Annotated in this window: 11 protein-coding genes; 4 read left to right on the top strand and 7 right to left on the bottom strand. The window is 42.8% G+C overall.

All coding sequences use genetic code 11. The annotated features are described in order from the left end of the window. Positions 1–29: 29 nt before the first annotated feature. From DES35_RS01535 to DES35_RS01525, 3 genes are read right to left on the bottom strand one after another with little or no spacing between them, the layout of a single operon-like run. On the bottom strand, positions 30–671 hold the full coding sequence (locus DES35_RS01535) for a 3'-5' exonuclease (protein ID WP_037357949.1): 642 nt from the start codon (positions 669–671) through the stop codon (positions 30–32). Next, positions 668–2,569: a DUF294 nucleotidyltransferase-like domain-containing protein gene (locus DES35_RS01530; protein WP_037357946.1), complete on the bottom strand. Its 1,902-nt coding sequence runs from the start codon at positions 2,567–2,569 to the stop codon at positions 668–670. Before DES35_RS01530 ends, DES35_RS01535 begins: the two co-directional genes overlap by 4 nt. 24 nt (positions 2,570–2,593) lie before the next feature. After that, the gene (locus tag DES35_RS01525; RefSeq protein ID WP_037357943.1) at positions 2,594–4,204 is read right to left on the bottom strand and encodes a maltokinase N-terminal cap-like domain-containing protein; all 1,611 of its coding nucleotides are present in this window, start codon (positions 4,202–4,204) and stop codon (positions 2,594–2,596) included. A gap of 166 nt (positions 4,205–4,370) precedes the next feature. On the opposite strand from DES35_RS01525, the gene DES35_RS01520 reads away from it, so the two are divergent. Beyond that, complete coding sequence (locus DES35_RS01520; RefSeq protein ID WP_114366009.1) at positions 4,371–4,805, top strand: OsmC family protein; 435 nt, start codon at positions 4,371–4,373, stop codon at positions 4,803–4,805. A gap of 11 nt (positions 4,806–4,816) precedes the next feature. On the opposite strand, the gene glgP is transcribed toward DES35_RS01520, so the two are convergent. After that, a complete protein-coding gene (gene glgP / locus DES35_RS01515; protein WP_114365606.1) occupies positions 4,817–6,523 on the bottom strand; it encodes an alpha-glucan family phosphorylase in 1,707 nt (568 codons plus the stop codon). 328 nt (positions 6,524–6,851) lie between these two features. Here glgP and DES35_RS01510 point away from each other — a divergent pair, with 328 nt between their 5' ends. Genes DES35_RS01510 through DES35_RS11775 form a run of 3 tightly spaced genes read left to right on the top strand, consistent with a single transcriptional unit; the run spans position 6,852 to position 8,630 of the window. Continuing rightward, positions 6,852–7,208: a hypothetical protein gene (locus tag DES35_RS01510; RefSeq protein WP_037357940.1), complete on the top strand. Its 357-nt coding sequence runs from the start codon at positions 6,852–6,854 to the stop codon at positions 7,206–7,208. A 13-nt stretch (positions 7,209–7,221) separates the two neighbouring features. Next, positions 7,222–8,382, top strand: a complete 1,161-nt coding sequence (locus tag DES35_RS01505) for an LruC domain-containing protein (protein WP_114365605.1) — start codon at positions 7,222–7,224, stop codon at positions 8,380–8,382. Beyond that, entirely contained in the window at positions 8,307–8,630 is a 324-nt protein-coding gene (locus tag DES35_RS11775) for a DUF4842 domain-containing protein (protein ID WP_114366008.1), read from the top strand. Before DES35_RS01505 ends, DES35_RS11775 begins: the two co-directional genes overlap by 76 nt. A gap of 74 nt (positions 8,631–8,704) precedes the next feature. Here the strand turns inward: DES35_RS11775 and paaA are convergent, their stop codons facing one another. From paaA to DES35_RS01485, 3 genes are all read right to left on the bottom strand, one after another. Then, positions 8,705–9,655 carry a 1,2-phenylacetyl-CoA epoxidase subunit PaaA gene (gene paaA, locus DES35_RS01495; protein WP_114365604.1) on the bottom strand — a complete coding sequence of 317 codons (951 nt, stop codon included), beginning with the start codon at positions 9,653–9,655 and terminating at the stop codon, positions 8,705–8,707. Between the two features lie 92 nt (positions 9,656–9,747). Further along, the gene (ligA, locus tag DES35_RS01490; RefSeq protein WP_037357934.1) at positions 9,748–11,775 is read right to left on the bottom strand and encodes an NAD-dependent DNA ligase LigA; all 2,028 of its coding nucleotides are present in this window, start codon (positions 11,773–11,775) and stop codon (positions 9,748–9,750) included. 44 nt (positions 11,776–11,819) lie between these two features. Next, positions 11,820–12,533 carry a class I SAM-dependent methyltransferase gene (locus DES35_RS01485; protein ID WP_125039374.1) on the bottom strand — a complete coding sequence of 238 codons (714 nt, stop codon included), beginning with the start codon at positions 12,531–12,533 and terminating at the stop codon, positions 11,820–11,822.

Raw genomic sequence — 12,533 nt, 5'->3', positions numbered from 1 at the left:
ATTATTCCCGGTTATTTTTTTACCTACAATCATTCAAATCTTGTGACGGGGACCCTATACTTTCGCTTTTTGTAAAGATTGATTAACTTAATAAAGAGCATAGCAGTAGCTAATGAATCGCCCGTTGCCGTGTGTTCTTCTTCAAGGGGAATTTTGTATTTTTTGCACAAGCTTTTCAGACTATAGTTTGATGGAACAACGTCGCCTGAGAAATTTGTTGTTTTCTCCAGTTTTATAGCCATCTGATGGGTATCGATCAGTCCTCTTACTTTAAGCGATATGTTTAGTGCATTGCAATGATTGCTGAGTATTAGAAAATCAAATCCGACACAGTGGCCCACCATCCATTTTCCGTTTACGTAATTAGCAATTTTCATTAAGCTGTCTCGCCGGTCCATGATGCCGTCTGATGGTAAAATTCCGTGGATTGAAGATGCTTTGAATGAGTTGTCATCTGACTGTATCTGCAGATACAATTGATTTCGGATTAGGATCGAACCTCTTTCCACTGGCAATAGACAAGCCTCCACAATGGAGTCTTTGGCAGTATCAAGCCCGGTCGTTTCAAAATCGAGCACCACAAAATCTTCGTCAGCAATTTTTTCGATGTCAATCTGTGCCGTTTTCTCGTTAGATATCAAAAGTTTTTTAATTCTTTTCAGCAAGCTCATCGAAGCAATTGAGTTTGAAATCGAGTCTCAATTATTGATTGAAGTTCCTGCAGAGGCATCAATGCCTTTTTTAAAATTTGTCTGTCGAGAGGCGAAAGAAAGGATTTGGAAAGATATCTGCCGGTATGATTTCCGTTCGCATTTTTCCATCTAATTTTTAGCAGCCATTTAAAAGCTTTGGCTGCATCTTGCAGTAGCTCAGCATAGTGCGGTTCTAATTTTGCAATGGTTTCAAACCTTCCTGCCGTATCATTGATAGCAGCGATTTTATGCTGATATGCTAAAATACGCGCAATATCGGCATAAGGTGCAAGGGCTCTGCCTTTTAAGTCAAACATTCCTTTATGCTCGCCACTGTCTTCGGTAGCCAATGACTTAAAGAGGGTAAAAGCTGGAGGCGCCGAAAGCGCATTAGCAGCCAGATAGGAAAGGAATTTTTGATTTTTTTCAATAAGCTCTAAAATATAATTTTTCAGTTCAATGGCTATTGGATAATTCCCATACACAGGTCTGAAATCAAAAAAAATCGTGGTGTACATTACGGCTTTTGGTTCCGGCTGCCGGATCCATTTTTCAAAGGTCCGCTTCCACTCGTCCAGGGTAAGACACCACTGCGGATTAGAAGCCATTACCAAAGCTGGACATTTTTCATAGCCACATGTTTCGAGGATATCGTTGACTATTGTGGCAAATTTTATCAACAATTCGCGAAAGTGTTCGCTTCCCAGATACAGGAGAGCATTGTCCTGGTCGGTACGAAGCACCTGCTCTCTGCGTCCTAAGCTGCCCAATGCCATCCAACACCAATTTTCAGGTGTCAGAGAGGCAGTTTCCTCACCAAGTTGACTGAGTGCTAATTCGATGGCACGACAGGTAGTCAGGTCATTAACCTTGTTGGCCAATGGCAGAATGTTATCCATATTTATTTCCTGATCGAGAAATTTTCTCAATTTAAGCTCAGCATCGGAGCGCCATTCGGCCAGGGTTTCAACATTTGGGGCTGATTTAATTTTTTTCAGGGTAGAGAGCATCTGCATGCTGGTGTTACGCAGCAGGTCGTGCTCAGAAATCACGCCTTTGACCACTGTGTGGGGTGTACCATCGTCCGTGATGACCAAGTGTCTGATGCTGTGTTCTGCCATTGTAAGGTAGGCATCAGACCAACTGCTCCTTTTATCAATGGTTATTACTGGACCCGACATGATGTCCGCAGACTTCAGTTGACAGGGATCTTGCCCGGCAGCGATTAGTTTTCTTAAATCTTTATCAGTGACAATGCCAATAGGACGGCCACCGTCATTGGTAATGACCACACTGCCGACCTGATGCTGTATCATCAGTTTTGCCAATTCCGGAATTGAAACAGCCTGACTAGAAGTGATGGGTTTTCGCTCGTGGTCAAAGAAGTTTTCTAACTTCAGTGCGTCATCGATCAGATTGTTGCCGGCTTTGCTGAGTTGTTCCCACTGATGGTGGCGAAGCATAGTGCCACTGGCAAGGCCGGAAGCGAAGTAGGATGAAAATTTGGCATCGGACTTCATCAGTTGCCTGAAGAGCTCAAGATTAAGTGATAGGATTAAACTTTCTTCGGCTGCTTCAGCTGTGAGTACATAAGGATTGCCACTGAAGGCTGCCCGAATTCCAAAAGTATCACCTGGTTCAGCTGACTCAAAGACCTCCTGACTATCAGGCCACTTCAGGTGGATCATGCCTTTATAAACTACAAAAACCTTGTTGCTGATCGATTCGCCAGCTTTGAAGACTACATCTCCTGGATGGTAATACGTTAACTCCGATGAGCGGCATATTTCCAGCAGCTGAGTAGTCTTTACCTGGTGATAAGGTGGATATTTTCTCAGAAATTCAAAAATTCGGCTGGCGATAGGATTTTCTTGCATGCCTGATTGTTTATGGAGTTGCCATCAGTCGTTGTTGATTATTTGCATAATTCCTTTCAGAGGGATCACTACCCACTCCGGACGTGAATTGAGTTCGTATCCCAACTCATAAATTGCCTTTTCAAATACATGGTAGCGGAGCAGAAAGTCCACTTCAGGTCGGTAACCAATGTCAAGATTGTTCTCAAAAGCCTGCCAGGTATAATAGTGCAGAAACACCGAGGTGATGGCTCTGTAGAGTCTTCCTGCTATTTCAAAAAGCAATTCTTGTGGTAGGCCGATTTCTGGATGATTAAAGACCGTAGCATAAAGGCTGTAGTGAAATGATCTAAATAGGCCTGCTACATCTTTGATAGGAGGCTGTTTCACTTTTCGGTCTCTGATGGTGCTCTCGGGTTCCCCTTCAAAATCCAAAATAAAAAAATCACCATTGCTTACCAGTACCTGACCTAGGTGGTAATCGCCGTGTATTCGTATTCGCATGCTGTTAAGGGTATGGTAGTCAAAATTCAGGATTCGGTTTCTGATGTGTTCGGCGTTTCGCTGTACTTCAGCAGCCCAGATCTTGCCCTGATCTGGCAAACGGTCATAATTGATTTCCAGAAGATTAAGACGATTATCCAGCTGATAGAGCAGTCTGTTGAGCAGCCAAACCTGATAGTCCTGGTTAAACTGGGTTGGAGAAAAATTTCTGTTGGTTTTTTCCCTGAAAAGGGCTATATGCATTTCCACCGTTCGACGAGCCAGGAGCGCTATATCGCCAAAAAATCCCTCTGGCGTGATTTTGTGAAAGATTTCGGGAATGTCTTCGGGCTTTTCGCTTTTGTACAGTGGGACTTTGGGTAGGTCAGCCGGTCTGATATCCAATTCTTTAACTTTCAGGAATGTATCCAGATTTCTGCTAAGGAAATAAGTCCAGGCATCGCCTTGGTTTTCGATTTTCTTCTGCATAAGACCTAAGGACACATCGTAGTATCCCGGTCGCTTCCAGGTGATAGAGCCCGCATAGGTTGGACAATATTTATATCCGGCTTCTTCGCTCAGAAACCGGGTGATTTCAAGATCAGGATTGGTGTCTCTGAACAGTTTCCGGTACATTTTCAAATAATACCTTTCGTTATACACCAAGGTAGTATTGCTCTGCTCAGCATTGAGCAGTCGTGATTCTATAACTTCCGGAGCCTGTAGTTTTTTGCCTTTTTCAAACCGCAAATGCCCTTGCCCTACAGGAGGCTCTTTCTCTTTCAGGATGTTGATAAAAAGGGCTTGCCTGAAGTCATCATCACAAAGTGCGTCGACAATGTATCCGCGCGATTCTGGCAGCTCCAACTCGCAGATTACAGCACGGCCATCAGGCTCTTCCACATCTGCTCTGTACACCAAAGGCAAAAAATACGTATCAGTATGGGCCGTGTAATGAACCACATCGATTAGCAGCAAGTACGACAACCGGCTATCGGAAAAATTCCAACGCACATCATGCCGCACATCCAGGCGCTTTACGGCTGCGGTTTTACTGCCAAACCATCGACAGGATTTCAGGTATTCAGGCAGCAGGTTTAGGGTAAATTCACGTGTAAACTGCTCGCAGCTCCAAACCTCAGACCAGGGTTTTAAGCTCACAACTTTCTTCATACCACTGCATGTCTTTGTTGCAATGATACTAAAAGTGCTAAGATTATGTTAAGACAAAAGTCAGTATCGGGCAAAAAGTTTAGAAGAAAATTTTTCATGCCAGTGAAAAATGTTTGACAAATGGATTTTAGGAAATTTGCTGGTACTTGTAACAATCCATTCCGAAATGAAACATCACATTCATCTCACCTGGCTGGGTGACGAAAACTTTGAAATCACAATGCCCGAGGGGCAAAAATTATTGATTCAAACGGGGCAATCTGTCCAATGGACTTCAGCAGGACTTAGACCAAAACCGCTTATGCTCGCCTCCCTGGCCGGATGCACTGCAATAGACGTAGTGATGCTGATGAAGAAAATGAGAATAGAAACCAGAGAATTTGCCATCGATGTAACGGGTGAGCTTACCGAACAACATCCGAAATATTACCACCAGGTTATCATAGAATACACATTCACCGGGACGAATCTCCACATGGAGAAGCTGACGCGCTGCGTAAAGCTATCGGAAGAAAAATATTGCGGAGTAATGCATATGTTCAGACAGTTCGCGGAATTAAGCATACGTATCCATATCCACAACACCGAAACGCAGCATTGACACAAAAAGAATCAAGTTGCTCTTCGCGTTTTTTTCTTTTTGGAGGAGTCTTGATTTAAATCCTTTTCCGGACTAAAATGATACAGTTTTTTATAATATTCATCTGCCATCCTATCTGATATGAAATATTTCAGCACATCGGTCATAGAATTCATCATTACCTCTTTCCATTGGCCTTTACCTTCATAAAAGTCAGGAAGCAATTCTTCTTCCAGGACCTTGTATAGGTTTTCAAAGTCTTCCCTATCTTGTATATCGACAATACCTGGCGCAGTGGTATCCGGTATCAGATAACAGTTTTTCCGGTGTTGACCAAATTCTACCATCCAACCATCGTTGATGGAAAAGTTGACAGCCCCATTCATAGCAGCCGTCATGCCACTGGTGCCAGAAGCTTCTCTGAGCTTTCGAGGTGTATTGAGCCATACATCGGTTCCATTTTTGAGAATCCGCGACAGTTCCAGCTCATAACCTGTCAGAATACAAGCATTGGGCAGATGACGTGTCAGGTATACGATTTGGTTAAAAATATCAATGGCACGATAATCCGTTGGATAAGGTTTGCCGGCCCAAATGATCTGAACCGGATATTTTTTGTTTTCCAACAAAGCCATAAATCGGTCAAGGTCCCTGAAAAGCAAATCAGGACGTTTGTAAGCTGCAAATCTTCTGGCCCACACAATGGTAATTACATCTGGATCAAAGAATTTTCCGGTCTGGTCGGCTACTACACGAAAGAGCTCGTTTTTTAGCTCCTTTTTTCTGCTGACGATGGCCTCGTAATCTTTATTTGCCAAGGCCGCCTGAATAGGGGCATCACCCCAATACGTCAGGCTCTGAGCGTTTGTAATATGGTCTATCTCACAAATATCTTCAAAATCCCTCCACATCTGACGAGCAACTTCTCCATGCAAGCGACTGACGGCATTGGCTCTTTTTGCCAATCTAAGGGCAACAAGTGTGTAGTTGACCACTCCGGGGGTCTGATGGGTTATCTTTTTGATTTCATGCTCAGTCCATCCGGGAAAAAAGTTAATTTTTTTCAATAGGTCTAGTGAATGTTCTTCGTTACCGGCTTTTTCAGGGGTATGTGTGGTAAAAACAAATTTTCGACATATGGTCTCTTTGTCTTGAGCCTTTCCGTACAAATAAGTAAATGCCGGCAAAGCATGTCCTTCATTCAGGTGATAGACATCTGCTCCACCTAACAATTCAACCAGTTTTGCACCTCCCTGCCCCAAAACGATGCTTTGTGCCACACGGGTAAGCTCATTATCGTCATACAGCCGATAGGTAATGGTGCGTGAGAGATAGTCGTTTTCAGGAATATCGGTCGATAGCAAATATACCGGGACGGTCTGAAAAGTCTCAGGGTTGAGCTTATAGACTTTAACTTTTACATGAGGATTGTCGAAAATGTGTACATCGATCACGATTCCTGTGTCTTCCAAAAAAGTATAATTTTTTTCGATAAAATCCACCCTTAGGGTTTGATCCGAATTTCGGTTTTGGTCGTAGTAACCATACTTCCATAGAATGCCAATACCGATAAGGTTTTGTTTTAACTCGTATGCCGACCGCATATGAGAGCCCGACAAAAAGCCCAATCCTCCACCGTAAATTTTAAGGCATTGATCTATTGCAAATTCCATTGAAAAGTAAGCAACTCTCTTTGAATACTCTCCTGCAGGTAGGTAAGGCAGGTCCTGAAAATTCATGAATAGATTTTTTTGTTCTGCAAATCTAAAAATTTGCTGGGTCCAGACTCTTTATTATAGTGTAAATTTTACACTTTTGTCCTTCCCTGGATAAAACCAATCAAAGCTGTATACTTAGAAATACAGGATAAAGACCAAATGTACCCAAATTTGGTCCTTAAAAGCATTCCATTTTTTAAAAATTGCAAATTGAGAGAATTTCCATTATTTGGAAATTTACAATTCCATTTTTGAAACTTTTAATTAGAAAGCAACTTTTAAATTACTGATTTTCAATGTATATTTTTTTTGGCACCATGTTTTAGATACTTATTATAAATAAAATGAAATGAAAAAGCACCAAACACTAATCCTCTTACTTACTTTAAGTCTGTTCTCCTGTCAAAAAGAAATCGGTGGTAATGATCCAATAGCCCAAGATATTGACCAATTGGTAGTGGATGGAAATTTCGATTGGAATTCGGCAAAAAATTACACGCTGGAAATAACACCTTATGCTTCTACTGTCTTATTGATTAAAGATCAGGATGGGAAAGTATTGCAAAAAGCCTTTGTTCACAAAGACCAGGTGTATAGTACACAAATTCAACTTCCTGCATTTCAAAAAGTGGTAATAGTTGAATTTTTGGAACACACCTACACAATTCAATTGACACACAACAAAATTCAATACACTCTTAACTAAAAAATATTCACAAATGAAAAAAGCAGTTGTCACATTCTTATTTTTTATAGGAATAATTTCTGAATCCCAATCGGTTAAAGCGCAGTCACAAAACTGTGATATCACTAAAATAAATGGAGGAGGATTTTCTACCACCATCAAATCTGTAGTTTGCAATCCAAATAACACATATACCATTGTATTGCAAGTCTCACACAACGGATGTGGAGGACCTAAATGCAAAGAGTTATCACACCTTTCAATAGAAGCCGCTCCAGGTACCTACTCAAATATGAGCCTGCAAGTCCTAAGCGGAAATATGAAGGGTGGCAATCTTGTTGTTGGTCCAAATTTGGGCAGCGACCCTTTTCAGGGATTTAAATTTGACAACATAAAAAATATTGGTGGAGGCAAAGCTGGAGTCCTCCAGATCATCTACACGCTAACTTCCTTGCAAAGTCAGCGAATTTCTGCTAAAGCCGGTACAAATGGACAAATTGTAACCTTTAGTATTGCAGATTTTAGGTATGTGATGAATTGCAATGGTACCTCCTGTGCACCTTTACCTGCCGACAGCGATGGAGATGGAGTACCTGACGCTCAAGATGAATTTCCCAACGATTCTGAAAGGGCTTTTTCCAACAAGGTAGCACAAGGTACCCTAGCCTTTGAAGACTTATGGCCTTTCAATGGAGATTATGACTTCAACGATATGGTGATCGAATATCAACTCACAGCAATCACCAGCAATTCCAATAAGGTTAAAGATATAAAAGCCACTTTCAAACTCAGAGCTTTTGGGGCAGGGTTTAAAAATGGATTTGGTTTTCAATTTGGCAATTCAACCGTCAATCAATCCCTGATCACTGCTTCAGGCAGCATTTTAACCGAAGATTTCATTCAACTCGGAAGCAATGGTTTGGAATCCGGACAGGCCGTTCCAACAGTTATCGTATTTGACAATGCTTATGAACTAATGCCCCATCCCGGAGGTGGAGCCATAGGTGTCAATACGACTCCGGGTGCAGCTTACCAACAGCCGGCCACTGTAACCATCAATATCACTTTCAGTACAGCTTCCTATACCATCGCAGAGCTCAATTTAACTGGCTTTAATCCATTTATCTTTTCCAATCAGCAAGAGGAAGAGAAATTCACTTACCCGATTATCCGCCTACTTCACTTGCTGATCTGAATCTGTTTGGAACTGGTGATGATGATTCAAACCCCTCATCAGGAAAGTTTTATAAAAACAAACAAAATCTACCATGGGCCATACATGTATCCGGCACTTTTGACTATCCTGTTGAAAAGGCCAAAATCACGGATGCTCATCTGAAATTTTCTCAGTGGGCGCAGAGTGTAGGTTCCATCTATCCTGACTGGTACTTACATCTGCCTGGATACAGAAACCCGGAAAAAATTTACCAGGTACCTCAATAAATAACGTCCTAAAACGAAAGAAGCCGTCCGATTCACGGACGGCATTTTTTTGTATAGAGGAATCGTAAACTTATTTATGATACAGTTTCCAATTGTCTTTGCGCTGCTTTTTTGGCATAAGCAGCTGCCGCTTCACGAACCCATCGACCTTCTTCATGAGCTTTTATTCGGGCATCCAGACGTTGTTTGTTGCAGGGGCCATTGCCTGAAATTACATTGTAAAATTCATCCCAGTCAATGGGTCCGAAGTCGTAATGTCCTCTCTCTTCGTTCCATTTCAAGTGCGGGTCGGGAATGGTTAATCCCAGGTATTCGGCCTGAGGTACGGTTTTGTCAATAAATTCCTGACGAAGCTCATCGTTGGTCTTGCGTTTGATTTTCCACTTGATTGACTGAGCGCTGTTGGGAGAATTGTCATCTGAAGGACCAAACATCATCAGTGATGGCCACCACCAGCGGTTGAGTGCATCTTGTGCCATTGCTTTTTGCTCGGGAGTGCCAAAGGCAAGGGTCATCATAATTTCATACCCCTGACGCTGATGAAAGCTTTCTTCCTTGCAGATACGCACCATAGCGCGGGCATAAGGCCCATAACTGGTGCGGCAGAGCATCACTTGATTGGCTATTGCAGCACCATCTACAAGCCATCCTATGGCGCCAATATCCGCCCAGGTAAGCGTGGGGTAATTGAAAATGCTGGAGTATTTTGCTTTGCCAGCCAATAGGTCTTGTATTGTTTTTTCTCTTTTTACACCTAACGTTTCGACTGCAGAATACAGGTACAACCCATGTCCGGCTTCGTCCTGAACTTTAGCTAGCAAAGTGATTTTTCTCCGCAGAGAGGGTGCTCTTGTGATCCAGTTGGCCTCAGGAAGCATGCCAACTACTTCACTGTGCGCATGCTGACTGATCTGGCGTATAAGCGTTTTGCGGTAGGCTTCCGGCATCCAGTCTTTGGGCTCTACCTTATTTTCTCCATCTACATATTGCTGAAATTTATCCAGCATTTCCTGTTCGTTAAGCATTTGCTCTTTTATTTAATGGGTGTAAATTTAACATCATTACAACTGTAGATTCAACAGCTTTGTTCGGTTTTGGTTTTTTTTATCTAAAAAAATCAGATGGAATTGAAATATTCAAAAAATTCTTTTTCGGACATGATTTTAATTCCCAATTGATTGGCTTTCTGCAACTTTGAAGGACCCATGTTGTCTCCTGCAATAATCATGTCCGTTTTTCCCGTAACTCCAGACCCAACCTTTGCTCCGTGTTGCTCCAATAGAGCTTTTAGTTCATCTCTATTTATTGTATGGAATACACCTGAAATGACAATGGTTTTGCCCGCGAGTTTATCCGAGAGGGTAACTGGTGCTTCTTCTCTTGTTTCAAACTGAAGGCCAGCCTCTCTTAGTCGGCTTATGAAATGAATATTTTTTTCTTTGGCAAAGTAATCCACGATGCTCTCTGCAATTTTTTCGCCTACTTCATCTATTGCGATCAAATGTTCCTTGGTGGCTGCAATTAATTTGTCGATTGATCTGACTGTCCGCGCTATCTTTTTCGCGACGGTTTCACCTACATATCGTATTCCTAGAGCAAACAAGACCCGCTCAAAAGGTTGTGACTTACTGCGCTCGATACTTTCGAGGAGATTTGTTACACTTTTTTCGGCCATTCGCTCCAGTTTCAATAAATCTTCTTTTTTGTTTTTTAAGCTGTAAAGGTCAGCAGCATCCGCGATAAGTCCCTTTTTGTAGAGCATTTCAACTGTTTCGCTGCCGAGCCCCTCTATGTCCATTGCTTTTCGGCTGATAAAGTGCTCAATTCGTCCGATGATTTGCGGAGGGCAACCTTCCTGGTTAGGGCAATAGTGCAGGGCTTCGCCTGGATACCTGATCAGTGCCGTACCACATTCAGGGCAATGGGTGATATACCGATGGGGGTGGGTATTTTCTAATCTTGCCGTCAGATCCACTCCGATCACTTTTGGAATGATTTCTCCGCCTTTTTCAACATACACCATGTCACCCACGCGAATATCAAGCCGGGCAATTTGATCGGCATTGTGCAGGGAAGCTCGCTTAACCGTAGTGCCTGCCAAAAACACAGGCTCCAGCTCTGCCACCGGTGTGATGGCGCCCGTGCGTCCTACCTGATAGCTGATGGAGAGCAAGCGGGTTCGAGCCTGCTCAGCTTTGAATTTGTAAGCAATGGCCCACCGTGGACTTTTGGCGGTGAAACCCAGCTCTTGCTGCAGATGGTATTGATTTACTTTGATGACCACGCCATCGGTTTCAAAAGGCAGTTGATGCCGCTCCACATCCCAGTAGCGGATAAAATCCATGATTTCCTCCAGATTATTGGCCACTTGAACCATTCTTCTAGACGGATCAGGGATTTTAAAGCCCCAGGATCGCGCTTTGAGCATAGACTCATAATGGGTATCGGCCACCGGAGGTTCTGCCAGCAAAAAGTAGATAAAGGAATCAAGACCACGACGGGCTACTTCACGGGTGTCAAGCAGCTTTAAAGTACCGGATGCACAATTTCGCGGATTGGCAAATGGTTCTAATCCTTGTTCAATGCGTTCTTTATTAAGTTTTCGAAAAGCTTCAACAGGCATAAAAACTTCACCTCTGATAATAAAATCCTGAGGATAATCGCCTTTAAGCTGCAATGGAATGCTTTTGATGGTACGCACATTGGCTGTGATTACATCGCCTGTGAGGCCATCGCCACGGGTAAGGGCCTGATGCAGCTGGCCATTTTTATAGTGCAGGCTGATCGCAGTACCGTCGTATTTCAATTCGCAGACAAACTGACATTGGCCGCCTGCCAGGCGTTCGGTTCGGTTGATGTATTCGCGAAGTTCTTCTTCGCTATAGGTATTGCCAAGGGACAGCATGGGATATTTGTGCGGAGCTGTTTCAAAGCCATCGAGCACTCCCCCGCCCACCCGGCGTGTCGGGCTGTTTTCATCTGCAAACTGCGGATATGCAGCCTCCAGCGATTCCAGCTCTTTCATCAGCATGTCAAATTCCTGGTCGCTGATCTCCGGTTTATCGAGTATGTAGTAGCAATAGTTGTGGTGATGCAATTGTGCTCTGAGCTCTTTGATCCGCTCCAGGGCCTCAAGGTCTGTCATGGGTTGCGTAGGATTTTCTCCGCAAACATACAATCCGGCTAAGATCAGAGAGTTGGTAATTTCTGCCCACGATACACAAAGGCTGCCTGAAAGTAATTGTTTACAGCACCGGCAAACTCAAAGTCGGCATACCACGCCTTACAAAAATCATCGAAAGCTTTAAACTCATGCAGAGGCACATTGAATTCATCAAAAATTAAAATATCGCCTGGTTTCAGAATCGGAAATAAGGTGGCAAGAGTAAATAGTGTAGATGAATACAAGTCTGCATCCAGATGTATTACTTTATGCTCAAACCCGCTGAAGTCAATAGACAGAATCGTATTGGGCAGGCTTTTCTGAAAGAGTCCTTTTACAAGCATAACTCTTTGATCGTCAATTTCAAGCTCTTTCTCAGCTGCCTTCATATCGCCTATTTTATACATTCCCCATGCTTCAGGCAATCCCTGAAACGTATCAAACCCATAGAAACAACTACCAGGATGTTTCAGTTGCGAAGACCAATAACGAAGACTGTGCCCTTTGGAAACTCCAAACTCCAGATATACAACCGATTTTCTTTTCAGTTCAAAGGCATCAATTAAATGAGTATACAGCAAATATCTCTTGTTGTAATTTCTTTTAAAATTCAGAAAATCATTGTACGAATGACCTTTGTATCGTCGGGCAAAACGACTGATATCCGTCATATAGGCAGTCCATAGAAAAATGTATTTGCACCAGCCAAAAATCTTTTCCAGGTGAAATAAGAAAAACAA

Source organism: Schleiferia thermophila, assembly GCF_003337435.1.
GTDB classification, from domain to species: domain Bacteria; phylum Bacteroidota; class Bacteroidia; order Flavobacteriales; family Schleiferiaceae; genus Schleiferia; species Schleiferia thermophila.
This window is presented reverse-complemented; position numbering and strand designations above follow the sequence as displayed.